The organism is Cupriavidus sp. YAF13 (assembly GCF_052113425.1).
Lineage (GTDB): Bacteria > Pseudomonadota > Gammaproteobacteria > Burkholderiales > Burkholderiaceae > Cupriavidus.
Genome location: NZ_JBFRDD010000035.1, coordinates 41248 through 65817, shown reverse-complemented (window position 1 = coordinate 65817; position 24570 = coordinate 41248). Strand labels below are relative to the sequence as shown.

The 24570-nt window shown below is 66.6% G+C and carries 18 protein-coding genes; 8 read left to right on the top strand and 10 right to left on the bottom strand.

What is annotated here, in order from left to right:
- Positions 1 to 6: 6 nt before the first annotated feature.
- The 4 genes from AB4061_RS25835 to AB4061_RS25820 all read right to left on the bottom strand — a co-directional run bounded on the left by AB4061_RS25835 (position 7) and on the right by AB4061_RS25820 (position 6218).
- Positions 7 to 2319 carry a TonB-dependent siderophore receptor gene (locus AB4061_RS25835; RefSeq protein WP_441638854.1) on the bottom strand — a complete coding sequence of 771 codons (2313 nt, stop codon included), beginning with the start codon at positions 2317 to 2319 and terminating at the stop codon, positions 7 to 9.
- A gap of 3 nt (positions 2320 to 2322) precedes the next feature.
- Entirely contained in the window at positions 2323 to 4539 is a 2217-nt protein-coding gene (locus tag AB4061_RS25830) for a TonB-dependent receptor (RefSeq protein ID WP_441638852.1), read from the bottom strand.
- A 111-nt stretch (positions 4540 to 4650) separates the two neighbouring features.
- Positions 4651 to 5709 carry a FecR domain-containing protein gene (locus AB4061_RS25825; RefSeq protein ID WP_441638850.1) on the bottom strand — a complete coding sequence of 353 codons (1059 nt, stop codon included), beginning with the start codon at positions 5707 to 5709 and terminating at the stop codon, positions 4651 to 4653.
- Positions 5709 to 6218, bottom strand: a complete 510-nt coding sequence (locus AB4061_RS25820) for a sigma-70 family RNA polymerase sigma factor (RefSeq protein ID WP_441638848.1) — start codon at positions 6216 to 6218, stop codon at positions 5709 to 5711. The genes AB4061_RS25825 and AB4061_RS25820 overlap by 1 nt, the downstream gene beginning before the upstream one ends.
- Before the next feature lie 255 nt (positions 6219 to 6473).
- Between AB4061_RS25820 and AB4061_RS25815 the strand changes: the two genes are divergently transcribed.
- Positions 6474 to 7475 carry a Bug family tripartite tricarboxylate transporter substrate binding protein gene (locus AB4061_RS25815; protein WP_441638846.1) on the top strand — a complete coding sequence of 334 codons (1002 nt, stop codon included), beginning with the start codon at positions 6474 to 6476 and terminating at the stop codon, positions 7473 to 7475.
- A gap of 137 nt (positions 7476 to 7612) precedes the next feature.
- Here the strand turns inward: AB4061_RS25815 and AB4061_RS25810 are convergent, their stop codons facing one another.
- Both AB4061_RS25810 and AB4061_RS25805 read right to left on the bottom strand, forming a co-directional pair.
- Positions 7613 to 9850, bottom strand: coding sequence for an NADP-dependent isocitrate dehydrogenase (locus AB4061_RS25810; RefSeq protein WP_441638844.1), 2238 nt, complete (start codon positions 9848 to 9850; stop codon positions 7613 to 7615).
- A gap of 287 nt (positions 9851 to 10137) precedes the next feature.
- The gene (locus AB4061_RS25805; protein ID WP_441638842.1) at positions 10138 to 10356 is read right to left on the bottom strand and encodes a hypothetical protein; all 219 of its coding nucleotides are present in this window, start codon (positions 10354 to 10356) and stop codon (positions 10138 to 10140) included.
- Between the two features lie 366 nt (positions 10357 to 10722).
- Here AB4061_RS25805 and AB4061_RS25800 point away from each other — a divergent pair, with 366 nt between their 5' ends.
- Genes AB4061_RS25800 through AB4061_RS25790 form a run of 3 tightly spaced genes read left to right on the top strand, consistent with a single transcriptional unit; the run spans position 10723 to position 15974 of the window.
- Positions 10723 to 11316 (top strand): DUF2760 domain-containing protein, encoded by a 594-nt coding sequence (locus tag AB4061_RS25800; protein WP_441638840.1) that lies wholly within the window; start codon positions 10723 to 10725, stop codon positions 11314 to 11316.
- Positions 11313 to 13163 carry an Hsp70 family protein gene (locus AB4061_RS25795; RefSeq protein ID WP_441638838.1) on the top strand — a complete coding sequence of 617 codons (1851 nt, stop codon included), beginning with the start codon at positions 11313 to 11315 and terminating at the stop codon, positions 13161 to 13163. Before AB4061_RS25800 ends, AB4061_RS25795 begins: the two co-directional genes overlap by 4 nt.
- Positions 13164 to 13172: 9 nt before the next feature.
- Positions 13173 to 15974, top strand: coding sequence for an Hsp70 family protein (locus AB4061_RS25790; protein WP_441638836.1), 2802 nt, complete (start codon positions 13173 to 13175; stop codon positions 15972 to 15974).
- Between the two features lie 28 nt (positions 15975 to 16002).
- Here AB4061_RS25790 and AB4061_RS25785 read toward each other — a convergent pair whose 3' ends face one another.
- Entirely contained in the window at positions 16003 to 16707 is a 705-nt protein-coding gene (locus AB4061_RS25785) for a Crp/Fnr family transcriptional regulator (RefSeq protein WP_441638834.1), read from the bottom strand.
- 172 nt (positions 16708 to 16879) lie between these two features.
- On the opposite strand from AB4061_RS25785, the gene AB4061_RS25780 reads away from it, so the two are divergent.
- A complete protein-coding gene (locus AB4061_RS25780) occupies positions 16880 to 17638 on the top strand; it encodes a Coq4 family protein (protein ID WP_441638832.1) in 759 nt (252 codons plus the stop codon).
- A 138-nt stretch (positions 17639 to 17776) separates the two neighbouring features.
- Here the strand turns inward: AB4061_RS25780 and AB4061_RS25775 are convergent, their stop codons facing one another.
- The 3 genes from AB4061_RS25775 to AB4061_RS25765 are packed head-to-tail and all read right to left on the bottom strand — an operon-like array spanning position 17777 to position 21546.
- The gene (locus AB4061_RS25775) at positions 17777 to 20101 is read right to left on the bottom strand and encodes a TonB family protein (protein ID WP_441638830.1); all 2325 of its coding nucleotides are present in this window, start codon (positions 20099 to 20101) and stop codon (positions 17777 to 17779) included.
- Positions 20098 to 20859, bottom strand: coding sequence for a PP2C family serine/threonine-protein phosphatase (locus tag AB4061_RS25770; RefSeq protein WP_441638828.1), 762 nt, complete (start codon positions 20857 to 20859; stop codon positions 20098 to 20100). The genes AB4061_RS25775 and AB4061_RS25770 overlap by 4 nt, the downstream gene beginning before the upstream one ends.
- 3 nt (positions 20860 to 20862) lie before the next feature.
- Positions 20863 to 21546, bottom strand: coding sequence for a vWA domain-containing protein (locus tag AB4061_RS25765; RefSeq protein ID WP_441638826.1), 684 nt, complete (start codon positions 21544 to 21546; stop codon positions 20863 to 20865).
- 228 nt (positions 21547 to 21774) lie between these two features.
- On the opposite strand from AB4061_RS25765, the gene AB4061_RS25760 reads away from it, so the two are divergent.
- From AB4061_RS25760 to AB4061_RS25750, 3 genes are all read left to right on the top strand, one after another.
- Positions 21775 to 22206, top strand: a complete 432-nt coding sequence (locus AB4061_RS25760) for an HU family DNA-binding protein (protein ID WP_043354992.1) — start codon at positions 21775 to 21777, stop codon at positions 22204 to 22206.
- 94 nt (positions 22207 to 22300) lie between these two features.
- Entirely contained in the window at positions 22301 to 22774 is a 474-nt protein-coding gene (locus AB4061_RS25755) for a hypothetical protein (protein WP_441638824.1), read from the top strand.
- 201 nt (positions 22775 to 22975) lie between these two features.
- A complete protein-coding gene (locus tag AB4061_RS25750; protein ID WP_441638822.1) occupies positions 22976 to 24520 on the top strand; it encodes a methyl-accepting chemotaxis protein in 1545 nt (514 codons plus the stop codon).
- Positions 24521 to 24570: the final 50 nt, after the last annotated feature.

Sequence of the window (24570 nt, the reverse complement as noted above, 5' to 3'; positions counted from 1 at the left end):
ACTGCCTCAGAAGCGCATCGTTGCCGAAAGCAGCAGCGTGCGCGGCTCGGCTTGCGCCAGCCCGCCGTAGGCATCGACCGCCGCCCAGTCATGCTTGTCAAAGACATTGCGGACATTGAGGCGAAAGGTGGTCTGCCTGCGCGCCACGGTAGTCTGGTAGCGCGCACCGATGTCGACGCGGGTCCAGTGCGGGATGCTTTGCGTATTGGCCTGGTCGACATATTGCCGTCCCGTGTAGGCCAGCCCACCGGCCAGCGTCAGGCCCGGCGCGAAGCCGGTATCCCATTCGGCGCCCAGGTTGGCTTGCAGCGTCGGCGCGCCGACAGCCGCCTTGCCCGCCGACCCGGGGCTGCTGCTGCGAACAATCCTGGCATCGAGCACGGTAGCGCTGGCCAGCAGCCGCACCCCGGCCGCCATCTCCCCGTACAGCCCGAACTCCAGCCCGCGATTGCGCTGCTCGCCGTTTGCGGCGAACAGCGTCCCGGCCATCTGGCCGCTCGCCTTGGCGATCTGGAATGCGCTGACGGTCGCCATCATCCCGCCCTGCTCCACCTTCACGCCGAACTCAAGCTGCCTTGACTTGTAGGGCGCGAATACCTCGCCGGCATTGCTGGCGCCGCCGGGGGCGGTATCGCCCTTGCTCAACCCTTCCGCGCGGTTGGCATACAGCGTGACGTGTCGCGAGGGCTTCACCACCAGGCCCAGCATCGGCGTCCAGGCGCCCTGGTCGTAGTGCGAAGCGATGGCGCCGCCGGCGCTGAAATTGTCGGACGTGACCTGCTGACGGCGCAGCCCCAGCGTCAGCTGCACGCGTTTGTCCAGCATTGACAGCGTATCGGCCAGGGCCACGCCGGACAGCCGCGTCTGGGAAACCTTCGGCACGCTGGCGGGCGCCGCGATGTACTGCACGGGCAGCGACACGGGCTGATAGAGGTTGGTCAGCGACGCGGTCGCGGCATTGTTGAAGCTGCGCTCCAGCTGGTCCCGATAGTCGCTCACGAGCAAGCTCAGGTGATGGCTCACCGCCCCAGTGTCGAAGCGGGCGCGCAGGCCCGTGTCCACGGTGGTGCGGGCTACGTTGAACTGGTAGTTCGAGTCCAGCACGGCAATATCGCCGGCCCCGTTGATGATGGTGGGCGTGATGGCAAAGAGCCTGGCCACCCGGGTACGGCCGCCGCCGCCGGCGATGAACCAGGTGAGCTTGTCGCCGATATCGTACTCCGCCTGCACCAGCAGGGACTGGTCGCGGATGCTGGAGTGTTCCCAGGGTTGCGAGATGTTGCGCCGTCCGTTGGGCGCATCGGGTACGTTGATGCCGGACACGATATGCAAGAGGCGCGATGGCGCGGCGATCCTCTCCCGCTGGCCGATGAAATCCAGCGTCGCGCGCAGGCGCTCGCCCTGGTAATCCAGTGCCAGCGCGCCAGCACCGGCGTGGCGCGACTGGTTGTCCAGGTTGGTGTCACCCGCCCGATAGTTGCCATTGAAGCGAATGCCGAACTGCCGCTGCGCGCCAAACCGCCGGCTTAAGTCAAGGTTGCCGCCCAGCTGCGATGACGCGGCATAGTCGGCCGTGACCTGGGTCAGGTCGGGACCGGTCGCCCGCTTGGGCACGATATTGATGCCACCGCCGACACTGCCGCTGGGCGCCATGCCGATCAGCATGGCGGTCGGGCCCTTGATCAGCTCGATGCGTTCGATGTAGCCGGTCGATACCCGGTAGTTAGAGGCCACGCCGTACATGCCGTCGAAGGCAATCTCGCCGAAGTTGCCATTGCCAACGGGAAAGCCGCGGATTGTGAAGGCGTCCAGGATGCCGCCAGGCTGGCTGACATAGCGCACGGACGAATCGACCCCCCGCGCAGCCGCTGCCGCCCCGAAGATCGTGACCGTGGGCAGCAACGGCGCGGCCTGGATGCCGGAGACCGCCTGCGCCTTGCGCAATGCATACCCGCCTCCCGGCACTTCCACCGCTTCCAGGCCGCTGCCTGCCAATAGCGCCCGCAGCCCGTCCGGCACGGTATAGAGGCCATTCAGTCCCGGGCTTTGGGCGCTGCCGAGCAGTGCGGCATCATAGGAAAGATCGATGCCCCCGACACTGGCAAAGCGATTGAGGACCGCGTAAAGCGGCCCAGGCGCGATGGCGAACATCCGCGCCTGGCCCGGGCTCGCCATCGGGCTTAACACCTGGCTTACCGCCGGGCTTACCACCGGGCTTACCACCGGGCTCGCCTGCGCGAGCACCGCATCCGGCGCCACGCCCAAGCCCAGGGCAAGACAAGCGAAGGCGCTGCAAAGCGCGAGGCGTTGTGCGGCCAATGCTTAGAAGTCCACGCTCATGGAAGCCATGAAGGTCCGCGGCGCGCCGAGCGAGATCGTGCCGTACGATGCCACCCCGGACCAGTACTTCCGGTTGAACGCATTGAACAGCCCTGCCCGGAACGTCGTGGACTTGCCGTACATCGACGTCTTGTAGCGCGCGCCGAGATCGACGGTTGTCCACGACGACACCCGCTGCGTGTTCGCCTGGTTGACGTACTCGCTGCCCGTGTAGTTGACCGCGCTGGTCAGCGTCAGGCCCGGAACCCACGGCAGGTCCCACTCGCCGCCAAGGTTGGCCATGACGGTAGGCACGCCCACGGGGCGCTTGCCAAGGGTGGCTGCGCTGTTGGTCTTGGTCAGCTCGCCGTCAAGCAGGGTCAGCCCGCCGAGCAGGCGCACGCCCTTGTAGGCCTGCCCCGACACGGTCAGCTCCAGCCCCTGGTTGCGTTGCTCGCTGTCGATGGCATAGACCGTCCCGTACAGCTGGCCGCTGGGCTTGGTCATGCGGAACGCGGCCAGGGTCGCCATCACCTTGCCCGCGTCGAGCTTGACACCCACTTCCTGCTGCTTGGTCTTGTATGGCGCAAAGACCTGCCCCGCATTCGACGCGGTCGCCGGCGCGATGTCTCCCTTGCTCAGCCCTTCGACATAGTTGGCATAGAGCGAGACGTTGTGCCAGGGCTTGAAGACGATGCCGGCCAACGGCGTGACGGCGCTTTCGTCGTACGAAGCGGTCTTCGCCCCGGTGGCCGCGTAGTTGCTCGACTTGACCTGCTGGTAGCGCAGGCCAAGGGTGAACTGCAAGCGGTCATCCAGCACGCTCAAGGTATCGGCCAGTGACAGGCCAGACAGCGTGGAGTCGGACACTTTCGGCACGCTTTGCGGCGCGGCAATGTTCTGCGCCGGGCGGTCGGCCGGGGCGTAGATATTGGATGTGACCGGCGTGCCGGACACGTTGGCGCTGGCGAATCGGTCCATATACAGGTTCGCCTGCAGCGCCAGCGCGTGCTTGACCGGGCCGGTCTCGAACTTGCTCCTGACGCCGGTATCGAAGCTCGATCGGTTGACCTGGAACTTCCAGTTCTGCACGGCCGACGAGGTCGCCCCGGCCGAATTCAGGATGGTTGGCGTCTGGTCGGACAAGCGCGCCACGTCGGAGCGGGTACCGCCGGCATCGGCAAACACCGTCACGTTGTCGGTGAGGTCGTATTCCGCGTGCAGCAGCGTCGACACATCGTTGGACTTCCACCAACCCCAGCGCTGACTGACATTGCGCCTGCCGCCCGGCGCCGACGGGACCTGCACGCCGGCTGTGATCAGGAAGGGACGCGTGGGAGCATCGACCCACTGGTACTGCTCGATCAGGTCGAGCGAGGCCCGCAGGCGCTCGCCGCGATAGTCGAGCGACAGCGCGGCCACCTCGGCGCGCGACTTCTGGTTGTCGAGCGCCGTCGGCCCCTGCCGGTGCAGGCCGTTGAAGCGAATGCCCCACTCGCGGTCTTCGCCGAAACGGCGGCTCAGGTCCACCGCGCCGCCAACCTGCGCGTCGGACGCATAGTCGAGCGTGAAACGCGTCAGGTCCGTCGCCAGCGCGCGCTTGGGCACGACATTGACCACGCCGCCGACACCGCTGTTCGGCGACATGCCATACAGCAAGGCGGCCGGCCCCTTCAGCACTTCGACCCGCTCCAGGTACTCGGTGAACAGATGGTAATTCGGCGACACGCCGTACACGCCGTCGAACGCGATCTCGGACAGGTTGCCCTCGTTGATCGGGAAGCCGCGGATATAGAACGAGTCGGTCACGCCGCCAACCTGGCCCGTGAAGCGCGTGGACGGATCGCTGTTCAGCACTTCGGCCAGCGTGGTGGCCTGCTGATCCTCCAGGCGCTGCGCGGTGTAGTTGCTGACGGCGAACGGCGTGTCCATGACGCCCTTGTCGCCCAGCAGCCCCAAGCGGCCGCCGCGCGCTACCTGGCCGCCCGCGTAGGGTTGCGGCAGTTCGCCCGGCGTCTCTGCGCCGGCGGTGACGGTCACCGCCGGCAGGGTCGGCGCGGCGTTGGCAGGGGCCGCCTGCGATTGTGCGCTCACGGCAAGCGGCGCCACGGTTGCGCCCATGGCAAGGCAGACCACGGCGTGGTGCACGGCGAGCGCAAACGGCTTGGGTCGGGGTGGGCGTCCAGCGGCGATGACAGTGGCATAACGAGTTGCAGACATGATTCCTTTCTCCGGCAGCGTTTAATTTGAGTTCCTACGCTGTAGGCCGGTCGAGAATCGAAATCCCCTCAATCTTCCTGACATATTTTTTCGGACACGCCTGGCATGGGATCAACGCCCTCCCGCCGGGCCAACCGAAACCCAGAAGCGCGTGCGATAGACCACGGTGATCGGCTGCGCCTGCATCAGGAAGCGCAGCACCCGATCGGTGTCGCGCACGTGATAGGCGCCCGAGATACGCAGATCCGCCACGCGCGGATCGCAGGCAATGTGGCCGGTGCGGTAGCGCGATAGTTCGGCCAGTACGTCCGCCAGCCGCATGTCCTTGCCTGCGATGACGCCATCGGCCCAACCGTCCGCCTCGAACGGCTGCGGCGGCGCCGGCATGCTGCCGGCCTTGGCGAGCCACCAGGTGGTCCCCGCCCGCGCTACGTCGATCGCCCCGCCCGCAGCCGGGTGCAGCTCCACGGCGCCCTCCTGCACGGTAACGCGGGCGCGTCCGTCCTCGATCCGCACCACAAAGCGCGTGCCCAACGCACGCAGGCCGCCGAACGGCGTCTGTACCCAGAACGGCCGCACCGCTGCGCTGCGGGCCGCGAAGCCATCGTCATGTCCCGTCGTCACCAGGATCTCCCCGCGCCGCAGCGTGACCAAACGGCGCTCAGCGTCCAGCGCGGTACGGATGACGGTATCGGTGTTGAGCACGATGGTGCTGCCATCGGCCAGGCGCATGGTGCGCTGCTCGCCGGTGGCCGTGCTCGCGTCGGCGAACAGGCGCTGCCATGGCGCCAGTTCGCGCACGGTTGCCGCCGTGACCACCGAGATGCCGGCCAGTGCCAACACCTTGAGCACCTGCCTGCGTTTTAGCCCGCCCACGCTACGCCGGGCGTCGGCCGCTTGCAGGGTACGCAGCGCCAGTGCTGGCGGCATGCCGGAGAAATCGGTGCGCAGTGCCTGCACGCGTTGCCAGGCAACCGCGTGCAGCGGATTGGCGTCGCGCCATTGGGCAAATGCCTTGCGCGTGCTGGCGCTGGCCTCGCTGAAGTCGAGCTTGACCATCCAGTGGATGGCCTGGTCGACGATGCGCGCGGGGATCGGAGTCGCGATCGGGGTTTCCGGCCCGGGGGTAGCCGTTGGCTCGCCTGGCCTGGCGGAATCACTCACGGGCATCAACCACCGAAACGCAAGCTGTAGCAATGGCGCAGCGCCGCCGCGACATAGCGTTCGGCGGTAGCCAGCGACACGCCGAGGCGCTCCGCGATCTGCCGGCAGGTCAGCCCTTCGAGCTGGGCCCACAGGAACGCCTTGCGCACCTGCGGCTTGAGTGCATGGAGGATGCGGTCGATGGCGATCAGGGTTTCCAGGAAAAGCAGCCGGCTCTCGGGCGACGGCGCCTGCGGCGCGGGCAGTTGCGCCAGCGTCTCCAGCCAGGCCAGCTCCAGCTCCCGGCGGCGCCAGTGCTCGATGACGAGGCCGCGCGCGATGGTGCTCAGGTAGGTGCGCGGTTCCCTGATATCGCACGGCTCGCGATGGAGCAAGCGGAGAAACACATCCTGCGCCAGGTCGGCGGCGTCAAACGCATTGCCAAGCTGGCGCCGCAGCCATCCCTGCAGCCAGCGATGGTGATCGCTGTAGAGGGCATGCACATGCTGCTGTAACGCGGATTCGGCGGCGGCCATCGCTTCCCTTGCAATCGTGAAGTGTCTGGCACGGCCAAACTTAAATGAGAATGGTTCGCATTATATGGCACGGAAAATGATTAGTGCAACCAACAGCACGGCCAGGCGCACATATTGCAACGCAGCATCTGACGTAGAATCGGCGCGATGGCCCGGCCAAGCCATCTAGTCGCTACATTTTTTTTATGCTTACCGTGTTTCTGTCTCCCCGCGCCAGCCTGCAGGTGCTGCTACCCGACGCCACTTGACCTGCCCATGGACCTGCTTTCTTCCTTAGACCCGTTGCGCCGGCTGATCACCACTTCGCTGCTGGTGGCCGCCTCGGTGTCCGCCCCGCAGACACAGGCCGCCCCCGCAGCCTTCCCRCACCGGACCGTGCACCTGGTAGTCCCTTTCACGGCGGGCGGTACCACCGACATCATTGCCCGTGTCATTGCCGATAAGCTGCGTACCCGACTGGGCCAGCCCGTGGTCGTCGACAACCGGCCGGGTGCCGCCACGATGATCGCCGCGGAGCAGGTCGCCAAGGCACCCGCCGACGGATACACGCTGCTGCTCGCCAGCTCCACCACGTTCAGCATGCTGCCCGCGCTGCGCACCGGCCTGCCCATCCCGGCGGAAGGCGCCTGGGCGCCGATCGGCATCGTCGCGCAGGCGCCTGTGATACTCACCACCCGTGCGGACTCCGGCATCAAGTCATTCGCGGACATGCTGGCGCGTGCAAGCACCCAACCGGGCACCATCACCTACGGCACCACCGGCCCGGGCACCGCGCAAAACATTGTGGGCACCATGATCGAGGCCGACCTGCATGCGGACATCACCCCCGTGCCATATCGCGGCAGCACGCAGATCCTCGCCGACGTCATTGGCGGGCAGATCGACCTGAGCCTCGACCCCATCGCCGTTGCCAAGCCTTACCTCGCGTCCGGCAAGTTGCGCCCGCTGGCGATCAGTACCGGGGCGCGCTCGCCGGAGTATCCGGGCGTGCCAACCTTTGCCGAACTCGGCATCGCCATGCCCGGCAATGCATTCTGGTTCGGCATTGCCGCGCCGCGCGCCACGCCGCAAGCGGTGGTGGAGCGGCTGGAAAAGGAATTGCAGGGGGTGCTTCTGGACCCTTCCGTGGAGGCGGTCTTCCAGCGGCAGGCGATCTGGGTCATGCGCGGCAACGCGGAGGATTTCCGCCGGCGCGTGCAAGGCGAGATAACGCAATATCGCCGGCTCGCAAAGGACGGCAAGGTGAAGCTGGAATAGCAGGAATAGCGGGAATAGCAGGAACCCCGGGTACCTGTTGCCAGGTACCCGGGGTTCCCATGGCGGCTCGCCTTTCCCAAGGCGTGGCTGCCGCCGGCGGCCGCCCTGCGCGACAGGGCGGCCAGGCTTGCACCCGCTTAAGCCTTGATGGCTGCCAGCGCGGCGTTCAGCGTCTTGCTGGGGCGCATCACGATGTCCAGCTTGGCGAAGTCGGGCTTGTAGTAGCCGCCGATATCGGCTTCCTTGCCTTGCACGGCCGACAGCTCGCCAACGATGACCTGCTCATTGTCGGTCAGTTGCTTGGCCAGCGGCGCGAACTGCGCTGCCAGGGCGGCATCGTCGGTCTGTGCCGCCAGTTCCTGGGCCCAGTACATGGCCAGGTAGAACTGGCTGCCGCGGTTGTCCAGCTGGCCGGTCTTGGGCGACGGGTTCTTGTTGTTGTCCAGCAGCTTGCCAGTAGCGGCGTCCAGCGTCTTGGCCAGGATCTTGGCCTTCTCGTTGCTGGTCTTGATGCCGAGCTCTTCCAGCGACACCGCCAGGGCCAGGAATTCACCCAGAGAATCCCAGCGCAGGTGGTTTTCCTCCACCAGCTGCTTGACGTGCTTCGGCGCCGAGCCGCCCGCGCCGGTTTCGTACATGCCGCCGCCGGCCATCAGCGGGACGATGGAAAGCATCTTGGCGCTGGTGCCCAGTTCCATGATCGGGAACAGGTCGGTCAGGTAGTCGCGCAGGATGTTGCCGGTCACCGAGATGGTGTCCAGGCCGCGGATGACGCGTTCCAGCGTGTAGCGCATGGCGCGCACTTGCGACATGATCTGGATGTCCAGGCCGGTGGTGTCGTGATCCTTCAGGTAGGTCTCGACCTTCTTGATCATCTCGGCTTCGTGCGGGCGGTACGGGTCCAGCCAGAAAATGGCGGGCATGCCGGAGTTGCGCGCGCGCGTGACGGCCAGCTTGACCCAGTCGCGGATCGGCGCGTCCTTGACCTGGCACATGCGCCAGATATCGCCCTCTTCCACGTTCTGCACCAGCAGCACTTCACCGGTGGCGATGTCAACGATGCGGGCTTCGCCGGCTTCGGGCACTTCAAAGGTCTTGTCGTGCGAGCCGTATTCCTCGGCTTGCTGCGCCATCAGGCCGACGTTGGGCACGGTGCCCATGGTGACCGGGTCGAAGTTGCCGTTGGTCTTGCAGAAGTTGATGATTTCCTGGTAGATGCGGGCAAACGTGCTCTCCGGGATCACGGCCTTGGTGTCCTTCGGACGGCCGTCGGCACCCCACATCTTGCCGCCGATGCGGATCATGGCCGGCATCGAGGCGTCAACGATCACGTCGTTGGGCGCGTGCAGGTTGGAGATGCCCTTGGCCGAATCCACCATCGCCAGCTCGGGACGGTGTTCGTGGCAAGCGTGCATGTCGCGGATGATTTCTTCGCGCTTGGAGCTCGGCAGGCTTTCCAGCTTGTCGTACAGGTTGACCAGGCCCTTGTTGACGTTCACGCCCAGTTCGTCGAACAGCTTGCTGTGCTTCTCGAAGGCTTCCTTGTAGAAAATCTTCACGGCGTGGCCGAACACGATGGGGTGCGAGACCTTCATCATGGTGGCCTTCACGTGCAGCGACAGCATCACGCCGGTCTTGCGCGCGTCTTCCATCTGCTCTTCGTAGAAGTCGCACAGCGCCTTCTTGCTCATGAACATGCTGTCGATGATCTCGCCGTCCAGCAGCGACACCTTCGGCTTGAGCACGATGGTCTTGCCGCTCTTGGTGACCAGTTCCATCTTGACGTCGCGGGCGCGGTCCAGGGTCATGGACTTTTCGCCGTGATAGAAGTCGCCGTGCTTCATGTGCGCCACGTGCGTGCGCGAAGCCATGCTCCACTCACCCATGCTGTGCGGGTTCTTGCGTGCGTAGTTCTTGACGGCAGCCGGCGCGCGGCGGTCCGAGTTGCCTTCGCGCAGGACCGGGTTCACGGCRCTTCCCAGGCACTTCGAATAGCGTTGGCGGATGGCCTTCTCGGCATCGGTCTTCGGATCTTCCGGGAAATCCGGGACCTTGTAGCCCTTGGCCTGCAGTTCCTTGATCGCGCTGACCAGCTGGTGCACGGAGGCGCTGATATTGGGCAGCTTGATGATGTTGGTGTCCGGCAGCAGGGTCAGCCGGCCCAGCTCGGCCAGGTTGTCGGGCACGCGTTGTGCCTCGGTCAGGAATTCGGGGAATTCGCCCAGGATACGGCCCGCCACCGAGATGTCGCTGGTCGTCACGTTGATGCCGGCCGGGGCGGTGAAGGTGCGGATGATGGGCAAAAAGGCACTGGTCGCCAGCAGCGGGGCTTCGTCGGTCAGCGTGTAGATGATGGTGGGTTGCTGGGTACTCATTGCTTATCTCAGGATCAAGAAATAGGTTGGAGAACGCCACCGGCTGGGTCACAGCCCGGCAGGAATGCCCGAATTTTGCCTGAATTTTCTCCAGGGGGGTCTGAACCACACGGGGTTTTTGCTTCGCGATCGCAAAATGCAAGTTTTGCGTGGGGGCAAGGCCAGCGGTGCGTGGCGCGTGCGGGGGCGGACGGCGCGCCGGCATTTGCCCCCCTCGCTGCGCCCATCTGGSGGGCCAACGGGCCTAACAGCGTTTAAAGGCAGCTAACAATCACAAAACCGCTGCACTAGTCCCAAAAACTGCGGAACGCGGCGGCAGCGATCACGGGGACCGTCAGCACCAGCGGAATGGCAAAGTACGGAACTTCGAGATCTACGCGCCACTTGTAGATGAGCCAGGCGATGCCGGCCCCGAGTGTAACCAGGCCAACAAGCGCCGCGAGAACATTCAGTACCTTGTCGGACGGGCGCCTGCGCGTCCGTTCTTTGGTGGAAAGCGCTTTCATCCCAGCTCCAATGCAGATTGTGACGGGCCTATGTTCTATTAAAGGCTACTCCGGCGCCCTGCGTAAAGGTAAGGGGGTAAGGGGGGGGTAAGGGCGAGTCATGGCGGGCCTCATGGGGAGAGAGCGTATTGGGAAGCGTCTTGGCGCTTTGTGGGCCGCATTGCCCGGATCATGGGCGGCTTAGGGCAAAATACCGCCTTGAGCGGCCCGGCCGGGCCCGAAGAACAAGATGCTGACGGGCGAGCCCGCACCTGCGCGCACCTCGCCGTTGCCTGCCGGCAAGCGCCAGCGCTGCGGCAGGGCGGGCCCAGTACAGCATCGCCAGGGGACAGCTCGTCCTTCAACAGAGCACATCTGGAGCCATTGATGACCGACTCGAACATGTCTTTCCTCGGCAGGATTTCTCTTGCCGTGGGCACGTTTTTCAACATCCTGGGCGACCGCGAGCTTGCCGCGGGCGTGCGGCGCCTGCGTGACGGCACGGGGCCCGGCGCAAGCACAGCGCCCGCTGCACCGGTCCCTGCCCCCGTGGCCGCACCAGCGCCAAGGGCAGCGCCGGCCCCTAGCGCGCTGAAAGAAGCAAGCCCGGAGGCCGCGCTCCAGCTGCTGGGGCTGCTCCAGCGCGACGCGCGCTTCATCGATTTTGTCGAGGAAGACATCGCCGGCTATTCCGACACCGAAATCGGTGCCGCTGCCCGGCTGGTGCATGACGGTTGCCGCACCGTGCTGCGCGAGCATTTCACCATCCGGCCAGTGCGCGAGGAAGCCGAGGGCAGCCGTGTAACGGTGCCCGACGGGTTCGATGCCACCGCCATCCGGCTGACCGGCAACGTGGTCGGCAGCGCGCCGTTCAACGGCAACATCAGCCACCGTGGCTGGCGCGTGGCGGAAGTCCGCCTGCCCCGGCTGGCCGAGCGCCATGACGCCACCGTGATCGCCCCGGCCGAGGTCGAGCTATGAGCGACCCGCGCTACTCGATCGGCATCGACCTGGGCACGACGCATTGCGCCCTCTCCTACGTCGACCTCACCGCCAGTGACGGCGAGAAGACCACCCAGGGCGTCCTGGCCGTCGCACAGCTCACCGCACCGGGCGCTATCGAAGATTACGACCTGCTGCCCTCGTTTTTGTACCTGCCGCATCCGAGCGAGCTGGCTCCGGGCGACCTGGCCTTGCCGTGGAACGCCGCGCGGGATTTCGCCGTGGGCGAGCTGGCGCGCAGCCGTGGCGCGGCCACGCCGATCCGGCTGGTATCGAGCGCGAAGAGCTGGCTGTGCCACCCCGGGGTAGACCGCCGCGCGGCGATCCTGCCGAACGATGCGCCGGCGGAAGTGCCGCGCGTGTCGCCGCTCGAAACTTCCGTGCGCTATCTCTCGCACCTGCGTGAAGCGTGGGACCACGCGCATCCCGACGCCCCGTTCGGTGAGCAGGACATCACCGTCACCATTCCCGCGTCGTTCGATCCGGCCGCGCGGGAACTGACGGCAGAAGCCGCCGAATCCGCGGGCTATGCCCGCATGACCCTGCTGGAGGAGCCTCAGGCGGCGCTCTATAGCTGGATCCAGAAGAGCGGTGGCCAGTGGCGCAAAGAGGTCAAGGTGGGCGACATCATCCTGGTCGTCGACGTGGGTGGCGGCACCACCGATCTTTCACTGATCGCCGTGATCGAGCGCGAGGGCAACCTGGAGCTGCACCGTGTCGCCGTCGGCGAGCACATCCTGCTGGGCGGCGACAACATGGACCTGGCGCTGGCCCACGTGGTGGCGCGCAAGCTCGCGGCCCAGGGCACGCAGGCCGATCCGTGGCAACTGCGCGCGCTCACCTATGCCTGCCGCAGCGCCAAGGAAACCCTGCTCAGCGACCCGGCCACGGACGCAGTGCCGCTGGTCGTGCCGAGCCGAGGCTCCAAGCTCATCGGCGGCTCGATCCGCACCGAGCTGACCCGTGCCGAGCTCACCCAGATCATCCTGGAAGGCTTTTTCCCGCAGGTGGATGGCTCTGCCCGCCCGGTCAGCCGGGCACGCGCCGGCCTGACGCAGCTGGGCCTGCCGTACGCGCAGGATCCGGCCATCACACGACATCTGGCGGCGTTCCTGGGCCGCCAGGTGGCAGCGCTGGCCGAGATTGAAGGCCTGGCAGCCGGCACGCCGGCGCAGGGCGCGACCTTCCTGCACCCCACTGCAGTGCTGTTCAATGGCGGCGTGTTCAAGTCCGCCCTGCTGGTCGAGCGCATCCTGCAGACGCTCAACGGCTGGCTTGCCGCGGAAGACGCGGCCCCCGCGCGCCTGCTGGGGGGCGCCGACCTGGACCTGGCTGTCGCGCGTGGCGCCGCCTACTACGGCTACGTGCGCCGTGGCAAGGGTGTGCGCATTCGCGGCGGCACCGCGCGGGCCTACTACATTGCGGTGGAATCGGCGATGCCCGCCATCCCGGGCTTCGAGCCGCCTATCCAGGCGCTGTGCGTGGCGCCCTTCGGCATGGAGGAAGGCACCGAGGCGCCGTTGCCGGAGCAGGAATTCGGGCTCGTGGTCGGCGAACCCGTGCATTTCCGCTTCTTCGGCTCGTCGGTGCGCCGCCAGGACCAGGTAGGCACCCTGCTCGATTTTTGGGGGCCCGAGGACCTGCAAGAGCTCGATGAAATCCAGGCCACGCTGCCGCCCGAAGGCCGCACGCCCGGCGAAGTCGTGCCGGTGAAGCTGCATGCCCGCATCACGGAGGCCGGCACGCTGGAGCTGGAAGCCGTGCCCCGTGGCACGGGCGAGCGCTGGAAGGTCGAGTTCGACGTGCGCGGCAACGCGAATGCCTGAGTGCCATGCATGAAGCGGTATAGCGTCGGCATTGACCTGGGCACGAGCAACACGGTCGTCGCCTATGGCGAGGCAGGGTCGGAGGACATCCGCGTCTTCGACATCGATCAACTGGTGAGCCTGGGCGAGGTGGCCACGCGGCCGCTCTTGCCGTCCGTGCGCTACCACGCGGCGCCGGGGGAGCTCAACGCCAGCGATCTGCAGTTGCCGTGGCAGGTTGCCGATGGGGCGGACGATGGCGACGGTGCCGCATTGGGCCAGGTCGTCGTGGGCCGCCTGGCGCGCACGCTGGGCGCGCAAGTGCCCGGCAGGCTGGTCGCCAGCGCCAAAAGCTGGCTGTCGCATGCGTCGGTCGACCGCGTGGCGCCGATCCTGCCGTGGGGTGCCGCCGACGAAGTCGGCAAGGTGTCACCGGTGGCGGCCAGCGCCAGCTACCTGGCGCACGTGCGCGCGGCATGGAACCACCGTTTTCCCGATGCCCGGCTCGAGGACCAGGACGTGGTGCTCACCGTGCCCGCCTCGTTCGATGAAGGCGCGCGCGCCCTCACGCTGGAAGCCGCGCGCATGGCCGGACTGCCCGCGCTGCGCATGCTGGAGGAGCCCCAGGCGGCGTTCTACGACTGGGTGTTCCATCATCGCGAGACGCTAGCTGCCGACCTGGCGCAAACGCGGCTGGTGCTGATCTGCGATGTGGGCGGCGGCACCACCGACCTGACCCTGATCAAGGTGGAGGTCCAGGACGGCCAACCGCAATTGACCCGGATCGGGGTTGGCAACCACCTGATGCTCGGCGGCGACAACATGGACCTCGCCCTCGCGCATCTGGTCGAGTCGCGCATCGCCACAGCGCACTCGCGCTTGTCGGCGGGCAGCATGTCCCAGTTGGTCGAGCGGTGCCGTGCCGCCAAAGAGCAACTGCTCAGCGCGCAGGCGCCAGACGCGGTCACGATCACGCTGCTCGGTTCAGGCTCCCGGCTGATCGGGGGCGCGCGCTCCGTCGAAGTGACCCGGCAGGAGATCGAGCAGATCATTGTCGAGGGGTTCTTCCCAGCCGTTTCGACCGGCGAAAGACCGGGGCGCTCACGGGGCGGCATTGTCGAATTTGGCCTGCCCTATGCGTCCGACCCGGCGATCACCCGGCACGTTGCGGCCTTCCTCGGCCAGCACGCAGCCCAGTCGCGCATGGCCAACGCACAGGATGCAACAGAGGCGCCAGGCGACGCGCCGCCGATGCCCGACACCTTGCTGCTCAACGGCGGCGTGTTCCGCGCCGAGGCGCTGACGGGGCGCTTGTCGGGCACGCTTGGCACCTGGCGCCGAGCGCCCTTGCATGTGCTGCACAACGACAACCCCGACGTGGCGGTCGCCCGTGGCGCGGTAGCGTTCGCGCTTGCCCGCTGCGGGCATGCGCCGCGCATCGGCGGGGGTTCGCCGCGCAGCTACTTCCTTGTGCTGGACAACGGCGATGCCGCGCAGGCAGGGCGCGGCATTTGCCTGTTGCCGCGCGGCACCGAAGACGGCCAGGAGATCCATCTCAAGGACCGCACCTTCTCCCTTCGCCTCGGGCATCCGGTACGCTTCCACCTGGTCTCCTCCGTCGCAGACACACCCTATCAGCCGGGCGAACTGGCCGATCTCGCCAGCGGCGATTTCGTCCGCTTGCCGCCGATCGCCACCGTGGTGCAAGCGCGCGGCGCCAGCGACGCGCGGGAGACGCTGGTGCAGCTCACCACATCGCTCACCGAAGTCGGCACGCTGGAAGTGCACTGCAGCGAGATCGCCAATCCTTCGCAGCGCTGGCTGCTCGAGTTCCAGCTGCGCGGCGAGGCCCCAGCGGCAGATACGGCGGTCCACGCGCCGCATCCCTCCCTGGCCCAGGCCGTCGAATGCATCGACCGCACCTTTGGCGCCCGCTCGCAAGACGTTGGTCCCAAGGAAGTCAAGCGGCTGCGCGCGCAACTGGAGCAACTGCTGGGCGCGCGCGACCAATGGGACAGTACGCTGCTGCGCGCCCTGTTCGGCACGCTGTGGGAACGCGCACGCCGGCGCCGCCGCACGGCAGACCATGAACGCCTCTGGCTCAACCTTGCCGGCTATTGCATGCGGCCGGGGTTCGGCTACCCGCTGGACGAGTGGCGCGCCGGGCAGCTCTGGTCGTTGTTCGAGCAGGGCATCCAGTACGTCAACGAGAGCCAGATCTGGTCGGAATGGTGGACGCTGTGGCGCCGCACCGCCGGCGGCCTGGACGAAAGCGCGCAGCTGCGCTTGCTGGACGACATCGCCTTCTACCTGCAGCCCCCGGGCACGGCGCGCTACAGGCGCCCCGCCGGCGCCGCCAAGGCAGGCTACGCCGACATGGTGCGGCTCGCGGGATCGCTGGAACGCGTGCCCGTCGAGCGCAAGATCGAAGTCGCCGAGTGGCTGCTCGCCCGGCTCAAGAAGCCCTCGGAGAACCTTCAAGGCTGGTGGGCCGTGGGCCGCATCGGCGCGCGCCGGCCGTTCTACGGCAGCGCGCACAACGTCGTGCCGCCAGAGGTTGGCTCGCAATGGCTGGAGGCGATTCTCGCGCTCGACTGGAAGAAGGTCGAGCCGGGCGCGTTCGCCGCCGTGCAGATCGCCCGCATGACGGGGGACCGGTCACGGGACCTGCCGCTGGAGATCCGCATGCGCGTGGTCAGCCGGCTCGAGGCCGCCAACGCACCACGTAGCTGGATCGACATGGTGCGCGCAACGGTGGAACTCGATGAGGCCGATGAAGGACGGGTCTTTGGCGAGTCGCTGCCGGCAGGGTTGACGCTGATCGTGGCATGAGCGCAAGCGCGGCGGGTCGGCAAATGGCCTAGCCGACCTTCGCGAATCTTCGCAGCGACGCGAGATCCAGGATCTCGATGGACCCGCGCGTGCGCTGCACCAGCCCCTGCGCCTCGAAATCCCGGAGAATCTGGTTCACCGTTTGCCGGGAAACCGACAGCATCAAGCCGAGTTGCTCTTGCTGCACGTTGATCACCCGCTTGCTCAGGCCATGGCGCTCGCCATAGCCGCCGGCAATGGCGAGCAAGCGGCGCGCCAGCCTGACCGGCACGGGCATCAGCACCGACGATTCGATCGCTTCGAATGCCAGCCTGAGCTTTGGGGCCATCAGCAGGCCCATTGCTTTCCAGTGCACCGGATTTTCGTCGAGAAACTGCACCGCATCCTGCTGGCTGATATGCAGCAGCACCACGTCGGTCTCGATCCAGGCATCGTGGGCGCGTGGCAAGGCGTCAAACAAGGCGACCTCACCGAACCATTGTGGCGTTTCCGCAAACGCCAGCAATGCCTCCTTGCCATCGGCGGAGGAACTGGTCATGCGGATGGCGCCCGCCACCACAAAGTACAGGCCGTCCGCCGGGTCTCCATGCGCGAACAGGCGCTGGCCCGCAGCCAGCGACCTGACCTTGGCGTGCGCCACGATCCACCGTTGAAATTCAGCGGCGAGACCGGCGAACCAGGCGCTGGATCGCAGGGCAGCGAGGTGGTCTTCGGGGGTGGATGACTTTGACACAGCGCCAATCGTAGTCTTATGTCAGGAAGGCGACATTGTAGTCGGCCGTTCCCTGCAAAGATCGCTCATTGCAATCAGGGACCTCGATGAAAACCCTGAAGACCCGAAGCATCGGCGACTTCGCCATCCCGGCAACCACCCCAGCAACAAACCCGACAAGAGGAACGAGGCAATGGACATAGCGACCTCCCCCGCTCTCTACAAGCGTGACTTTCCAGCCGCATTCCGTGCGATCCGCAAGCTGCTGGCAAATGGAGACGACACCACGCAGGTGTTTCTCATCATGCGCGCCCTCAACGGGCCGTCCGCGCCGAAGAACTACGCGCGGCTCTTGACGACCACGAGCGGGCGGCGGCTGGCTTATCTTCGCGTCGAACTGACGGAGCGCTTCTCCGACCCGGCGTTCATCGCCAGCTTCGCCCCCGGCACGCTCGGCGCCGCCTACCGCGCATTCCTGGAGCAAACGGGCTACAGCGCCGCCGGCCTTGCCGCGATCTCAAACCTCAACAGCGAGCCGCTGGTCGAGGATCCCTACGCCTGGTTTGGCAGGCGGACCCGTGACATCCACGACATCTGGCATGTGCTGACCGGCTACAAGGCCAACGAGAACATGGGCGAAGCGGCGCTGGTGGCGTTCAGCTACGCGCAGACCGGCGCCCTCGGCTGGGCATTCATCGCCGTTGCTACCGCCTTGCAGAGCCTGCGCAAGACCGGCAACACCGCGTACTTGCGCGCCGTCGTCGAGGGGTATCGGCATGGACGCAAGGCGAAGTGGCTGCTGGCCGAGGACTACGAGGCGCTGCTGCATGAGCCGCTCGAGGCAGCGCGCGCGCGGCTGGGCATTCTGGAACCCGTGATGTACCAGGCGGCCAGCCAGGCCGCGCAATGCCAGCCACAGGGCGCGGCTTCGCAATCGCTGTCATCCGACTAGGCTCCGGGCACTGCCTACGGGCCTTTTGGGCCCAGCCACGGCACCGGCATGGGCTTGCGGCCGTAGTTGGCTTGCATGGCTTCCAGCAAGGATCGGGATGGCAGCGCTGTGTTCATCGGATTGGGTATAGGGTCGGCATCATGGCTGCTCGACAGGTCGTTCCGGGGCGAAGGTCACGGGAATCATGACGGTTTCACCGATCAGCTCGCCCTGCCTCACCGCAGGCTGGTAGCGCCATTGCCGGGCAGCCTCGATGGCGGCCCGCCCCAGTTCATCAGGGCCACTTAACCTGACCACCGCGATCCGGCTTGGATCGCCACTGGCATCCACCATGACCTGCAGGTCAACCCTGCCGCCGGCCCTTGACTCCGGCGTGCTCGGGTAGCTGGCCGGATGGCGCTGCTGCGAGGCCGGATCCACACTGGCTGGCCGATCGGCCAGGGGCGGCAGTTCGGCCAGCCGGGCGGCCAGCGCCTTGCCGGCCTGGATGAAGGTCTCCCAGCGCTTTGCGTCCGAGATCATGCGAAGACGAAGGGTGGCAAGGATGGCGCTCAGCTCGCCGGATTTGTCGGCGACCTCCGCCTGCAGCCGCTCGGCAATGGCGAAACTGGCAACCGCGTCCTTGTCGCGCTGCTCGCGCAGCGCGACCGCACCCAGCCCGTACCACGCATTGGGATCGTCGGCACGGGCCCAGATCGCCTGCTCGAACAGCAGGCGCGCGGTCACCGGCTCCTTGAGCCGCAGGTGATATTCCCCCAGTTCGTTGGCGGAGAAAAAGGCGCCGGAGTCGCGCGCCAGCAACTCGCGGTGCTGCTCATAATGGGCTTCGAGTCCCGCCTCGGCGGCGCGCGCCCCGCCCTCCGGCTTGGCCGCCGCCGTGCGCGCCTGGCGCAGCGTATCGCCGTAGGCGCGCTGGATGCGGTTGAACTCCCGCGTGCTGTTGTAGCCGCTAGGGAGCGCCATCCGCTTTAGCCGCAGCAGGTTGTAGCGGTAGGTGTCGAACTGCCCCGCGGCGACGGCTGCGATGGTGGCCCGGATCTCGGCGCGTGTGCTCGCCAGCGTCAGGGACGCCGCGGGAGCCCCACCGCGCTTCCATTCGAGCGCTTGGCCCTGCCCACCGGCCGTGCCGTTTGCCACGGCTGGCGTCGCGGCTTCGCTATCGCTGTCGCCGCCGCCGGACGACATGAAGGCCGTCACCAGCACCACCAGCGTGAGCGCGACGGCAACGGCAATCGCGAAGGTCCCGCTCTTGCCGCCGCTGGCCGGCATGGTGGTGGAGATCGATGCACTGACGGCAGCGGACTGAGCCAGTGGTTGCTGGAATGGCTGCTGCAAGGGCGGCCGCGCGGCTGCCTGGCGCGCGCGCTTGCCCCGGCCGGACTTGCGCTTGCCGCCGGCCTGCGTGGCAGCGGCTGCCTGCGTGGCGGCGCCGGCGATCATCGCACTGCGCGCGCAGGCCGCGCAGGCCAGTCCGGCAAAGTGCTGATGCGAGGGATCGGCGGTGCAGACCGCCAGGCGCTGGCTGCTGCGCAGCGCGTATTCGCGCAGCACACGCGCCCACTCGGCAGGCGCGGGCCGGCTGCCTGGCGGGCCGGCGAAGGCGCGGTCAAACATATCGCGCAACTCCGGCGGCATCTGCGCGTGGCCGCTCACCGGGTTGGGCGAGATCGCCTTGTGCGCCCGCAGCCCGTAGGCGTAGTAGCGGCCACGGATGCGCCCGGGCAGGTCGGTGGGAAGCTGCGCGTTGGCAGGCCTCCCGCTAAAGGGATGGATGCCAAAATTCAGCAACTGGAAGATCACCACCGCCAGCGCGAAGCGGTCCTGCGCTGGCTCACCCGCGGCGGTCAGCCCGCCGCCTTGCAGCTCCGGCGCCAGGTAATCGGCGGTGAACTGCTGCGCGGCAAAACGTTCCGACTCGCCCTGGATGCTGAAGCCATCGCAATCGAGCATCGCGATATAGAGCGAATCGCGGTAGAAGCGCAGGTTGACCGGCTTCAGGTCCACCACATAGTGATGCTGCTGGTGCAGGGCCGCGATGACGCCGCTCAGATTGGCCGCTAGCGTGATCTTGGCGCCCAGCCCGGTGGGCAGGCCGGCGGCGCGCGCCTGGCGCTCCTGCAAGATCTCCTCCAGCTCGGCCGTTTGCTGGATATCCAGCGCCGGCATGGCAAAGCCGATAAAGCGGCCACGGGCATCCAGCAACGGCGACTGCGGCCACGCGATCTGCACATAGCGCTTGCCGTTCTCCACCTGGTCCGGCAGCTCGGGCGACAGCCGTAGCATCGCATCGATCTTGCGCTGGTAGCTGGCCAGGTCCATGTGGCCGTGGTAGAGCTTGGCCACCTGGGCCGGCGCCTCTGCCAGCAGGAACACGCTGCCGGCGCCGCCGCTCTTGATCAGGCGCGCCAGCGTCAGGCCGCGCTGGCGATCCAGCCAGACTCTGCCTGCGCTGCGAGCACTCATGCGCGCAACGCGATCAGCAAGGTCTTGTCATCGCCGGTGATGTGGTGCGTGCGCGGATCGTCCAGCGTGGCCGCCAGCGCGCGGTTGCCCTCATCGAGGTCGGCTACCCCGCGCAGATACCGCTCGACCGGCTCCATGAAGGGCGCGTAGAGCCCGGCGTTGCCCTTGCTCATGGCAAACGGCATGGCGCCATCCGACATCAGCGCCACGCCTTGCAGCGGCTGGCGGATCGGCAGCACCCTGAGCTGCTCGCGCCAGTGCGGCCCGGTGATGAAGTAGGTCTCGTTGGCGTACTCGCCATTGGCCGGCAGCGAGATATCCGGCTTGGCCGCGCCGTCGCGCGGCTGGGCGACGCCCACGCCGTCGCCGATATGAAAGAAGTTGCCGCGCTCCGGCGTGGCCACCACGCCAACCAGCGTGCTAGCGTAGTCGGCCAGCCCGGCACCCGCCGCGCGCGCCACCTCCTGCAGCGCGTTGCGCGCCAGGCCGAGCACGCCGCCCGCGGTCTGCGCGAACAGATCGCCGGACAATTCCGGCAATTCCTCGCCCTGCCCCACGCGCGTAGCCAGCTCGTGCACCACCGAGTTCGCGATGAATTCCGCCCCGGCCCGGCTGTAGCGTGCCGAGCCCGCGCCGTCGCACACCACGGCGATCAGCACCTCGCCCACTACCGCATGCGCAAAGGCATCCTGGCACGGCACGCCGCGCTCGGCGTGCGATTTGCCCGTCGCCGAAGCGGCAAAGATCTTCCAGGCCATCGCTCAGACCGTGACCGCGGACCAGCTGTCGGTGGGCGGCAGTTGCGCCTGCCCGCCCGGCGTGGACTGCGACACGACCTGCATGCTGGCGCTAAGCCACAGGAACAGCTCACGGAACTGCAGGCCCTTGAGCTGCTTCACGCCGCCCGCGCCACGGTTACTGAACTGCTGGAGCACATCGATGCTTGCGCCCTCGCCCACCGCGATCGGGAACACGGCCACCTTGCTGGCCTTCTCGGCCTGGCGGGACTGCGCCGCGCCCTGCTCCCACTGGTCGGTGGGCGCGCCATCCGACATCAGGAACAGCCACGGGCGCGTGTAGGCCACGCCCGCCTGGCGAAAGCGCAGCTTTTCCTGCTCGATCTCCGCCAGCGCCAACGCCACGGCCTGGCCGGTCGGCGTGGTGCCGTCGGCCCGCAGTTGCGGCGCGGTGAAATCCATCGCATCGCACCAGTCGCCGGCCACCTCGGCCTGGTCGTAGCCGCCGTACTGCACCACCAGGAGCCGGACCCGCTTGCTCGCGATCACGTCCGCCTTGAGCTCCTGCTCCAGCAGGGCCAGCCCTTCATTGAGCTGCCGGATGGGCTCGCCGTCCATGCTGCCGGAGCAATCCAGCACCAGCACAAGGGGCGTGCGCTGCTCGGTGTTGTCGATTAAGGCGACATCCGGGATGATCGATTTAGACATGGCACTCCTGCTGCGATTTTGGCGAATTTCGCATTTTATCAGCCACATCCGGCATTTCTCAAAAAAAATGCATCTGGCATCCATCAATAACTTCCGCAGCCCGGACACCGCGCGTTGTCGATTGTGATGGCAGGCGTTTGGCACGCGCCACCGGGAATGCTATGCTCCCCATGCGCTTGCTGCCGTCGGCAGCAAGCGTCATTCAACGAACACAAGACCCCATAATCCATGGCTACCAAAGCAAATGCTGTTGTAAAGACCACCGCCAAGCCTGCCGCCAAGAAGGCGGCGCCGGCAAAGAAGGCGGCTCCGGCAAAGAAGGTCGCAGCGGCCGCGCCGGCGGTGAAACCCCTGAAGGACACGTTCAACAAGTCCAGCCTGGTGGCCCACCTGGTGGCCCAGACTGAACTGGATGCCAAGACGGTCAAGACCGTGCTGGTCCATCTGGAAAACACCATCCTGAGCGCCGTGCACAAGAAGGGCGCCGGCGAATTCACCCTGCCGGGCCTGTTCAAGGTCGTGGCGACCCAGGTTGCCGCCACCAAGAAGCGCTTCGGCAAGAACCCGTTCACCGGCGAAGACCAATGGTTCGCGGCCAAGCCGGCGACCGTCAAGGTCAAGGTTCGCCCGATGAAGAAGCTGAAGGACGCTGCGCTGTAAGCTGAACGGGCAAACAGAACGCAGCTGGAACAAAAGGGAGCCCACGTGGCTCCCTTTTGCATTGCAGGTCAACACCCGATATCGAGCACACGCAATGAAGATCAGGTCCGAGTGGATATTTGAGTGCGAGCCACGGCATGTCTGGCCGCACTTCCTTCATGCCCGCATGGATGCGTCGCGCCCGTTGCTGTTCTGGCTGGGGATTCCAAAGCCAATGAGCTGCCGCGAGGGCGTCGCGGCGGTCGGCAATACGCGGCAATGCACCACGGACCGGGGCACCATCAACCAGCGCATCCTGCAACTGGAGCCGGACCGGCTGCTGCAGTACCAGATGCAGGAAAGCACAGTCTGGTGCCGTGCCTGGGTCGGCAAGCTGATCGACACCTTCAGCCTTGAGCCGCTGGGCGATGGCAGGACACGGGTGCGGCGCACGACCGAGTTCGAAGCCACGGGATTGCTCAAGGCCATCAGGCTCGTCGGTCTGTGGGCAGCGCTGCGCCAGCCGCATGCTTATGCCGCGCGAAACTGGAAGCGGCTGGCACAGCAGAGCCAGCGCGAATCCGCCTGAGCACGCCATCCTCGCCAGGCCGCGCTCGCGGCCTGCCGGCCGGGCAACCAGCCCCGCCACTCAAGTCCCCACCTCAATTGCCGATATTCACCATAGTCCGCAGATGCGTTCGCGATAAACGGCGCGGCTGACAATAGAGCGAATCCGGGTCCTATGGGCCAGCATTTCGCCGCCTTATGATTTCCATTCAGGTAGAAGAAAATGAAGAATCTTGGAATTGGGGTACGCCTTGGCATCGGCTTTGGCGTGGTGCTGCTGCTGTCAACGCTCATGACCGTGTTCAGTATCCTGGGGCTGCAGGACGTGGCCAGCCACACGCACGACATGATGCAACAGCCGCTGGCCAAGGAACGCGTCGTCAGCGACTGGTATCGCCTGATGCATACGAGCGTGCGCCGCACCACCGCGGTGGCGCGCAGTGCCGACCCGAGCCTGGGCGCGTTCTTCGCCGCCGAAACGAAGGGGTCGGTCGACGCCATCGCGGCGTTGCGCGACAAGATCGAGCCGATGCTGTCCTCCGACGCGGAAAAGGCGGCATTCAAGACGATCCAGACCGTGCGCAAGCCGTACAACGAGTCGCGCGACAAGATCACCAAGCTCAAGGAAGCCGGCCAGACCGACGAAGCCAACCAGGTGCTCGAGAGCGAGTTCGTGCCTGCCGGCAACGCCTATCTTGCCGAGATCCAGAAGCTGCTGGATATCCAGCGCGCCAGCATTGACCAGACCGCACTGGATATCAACGAGATCTACCTCGCCGCGCGCAATCGCCTGATCGTGCTCGGCGTGCTGGTGCTGGCGATTGGCGTTGCGTTCTCGGTATGGCTGACCGCCGGCATCACCGCACCGCTGCATCGCGCCGTGGGCTTCGCGCGCAAGGTGGCGTCGGGAGACCTGACCAGCCACATCCGCTCGGATAGCAAGGACGAGACCGGCCAGCTGCTGCGCGCCCTGGGCGAAATGAATGGCAACATCCTGCGCATCGTGACCGAGGTGCGTACCGGCACCGAATCCATTGCGTCCGGCACGAGCCAGATCGCCGCGGGCAACACGGACCTGTCCCAGCGCACGGAAGAACAAGCGTCGTCACTGCAGGAAACAGCCTCCAGCATGGAGGAGCTGACCAGCATCGTCCGCCAGAACGCGGACAACGCCAAGCAGGCCAGCTCGCTCGCCGTCAACGCCTCCGAGATCGCCATCAAGGGCGGCGCGGTGGTTGGCCAGGTGGTCGACACCATGCAGGAGATCAACGGCGCATCGCGCAAGGTGGTCGACATCATTGCCGTGATCGAGGGCATCGCCTTCCAGACCAACATCCTTGCGCTCAACGCTGCGGTGGAAGCCGCCCGCGCGGGCGAGCAAGGCCGGGGCTTCGCGGTGGTGGCGGGCGAGGTGCGCAGCCTGGCGCAGCGCAGCGCGACCGCCGCCAAGGAGATCAAGTCGCTGATCGGCGACTCGGTCGAGCGCGTGGAAAAGGGCTCGCAGCTGGTCACCAAGGCCGGCCAGACCATGGATGAGATCGTGGGCGCGGTAAAGCGCGTGACCGACATCATGGGCGAGATCAGCGCCGCCTCGGCCGAGCAAAGCGCCGGCATCGAGCAGGTCAACCAGGCCGTCACCCAGATGGACACGGTGACGCAGCAGAACGCCGCACTGGTGGAGCAAGCCGCCGCCGCCGCGGGATCGCTGGAAGAGCAGGCCCAGCGCCTGAAGGAAGCGGTATCCACATTCCGCCTCGTGGCTGCCTGAACCGCCTTAGCCGCCTTAGCCGCTATGGCGCGCCGCCGGCCGCTTGCCGG

Excerpts from the sequence above, each read along its gene's own strand:
- AB4061_RS25775 (WP_441638830.1), bottom strand. The coding sequence starts at position 20,101 with ATGAGTGCTCGCAGCGCAGGCAGAGTCTGGCTGGATCGCCAGCGCGGC.
- AB4061_RS25830 (WP_441638852.1), bottom strand. The coding sequence starts at position 4,539 with ATGTCTGCAACTCGTTATGCCACTGTCATCGCCGCTGGACGCCCACCC.
- AB4061_RS25800 (WP_441638840.1), top strand. The coding sequence starts at position 10,723 with ATGACCGACTCGAACATGTCTTTCCTCGGCAGGATTTCTCTTGCCGTG.
- AB4061_RS25805 (WP_441638842.1), bottom strand. The coding sequence starts at position 10,356 with ATGAAAGCGCTTTCCACCAAAGAACGGACGCGCAGGCGCCCGTCCGAC.
- AB4061_RS25780 (WP_441638832.1), top strand. The coding sequence starts at position 16,880 with ATGGACATAGCGACCTCCCCCGCTCTCTACAAGCGTGACTTTCCAGCC.
- AB4061_RS25755 (WP_441638824.1), top strand. The coding sequence starts at position 22,301 with ATGAAGATCAGGTCCGAGTGGATATTTGAGTGCGAGCCACGGCATGTC.
- AB4061_RS25750 (WP_441638822.1), top strand. The coding sequence starts at position 22,976 with ATGAAGAATCTTGGAATTGGGGTACGCCTTGGCATCGGCTTTGGCGTG.
- AB4061_RS25770 (WP_441638828.1), bottom strand. The coding sequence starts at position 20,859 with ATGGCCTGGAAGATCTTTGCCGCTTCGGCGACGGGCAAATCGCACGCC.
- AB4061_RS25795 (WP_441638838.1), top strand. The coding sequence starts at position 11,313 with ATGAGCGACCCGCGCTACTCGATCGGCATCGACCTGGGCACGACGCAT.
- AB4061_RS25820 (WP_441638848.1), bottom strand. The coding sequence starts at position 6,218 with ATGGCCGCCGCCGAATCCGCGTTACAGCAGCATGTGCATGCCCTCTAC.
- AB4061_RS25760 (WP_043354992.1), top strand. The coding sequence starts at position 21,775 with ATGGCTACCAAAGCAAATGCTGTTGTAAAGACCACCGCCAAGCCTGCC.
- AB4061_RS25825 (WP_441638850.1), bottom strand. The coding sequence starts at position 5,709 with ATGCCCGTGAGTGATTCCGCCAGGCCAGGCGAGCCAACGGCTACCCCC.
- AB4061_RS25765 (WP_441638826.1), bottom strand. The coding sequence starts at position 21,546 with ATGTCTAAATCGATCATCCCGGATGTCGCCTTAATCGACAACACCGAG.
- AB4061_RS25790 (WP_441638836.1), top strand. The coding sequence starts at position 13,173 with ATGAAGCGGTATAGCGTCGGCATTGACCTGGGCACGAGCAACACGGTC.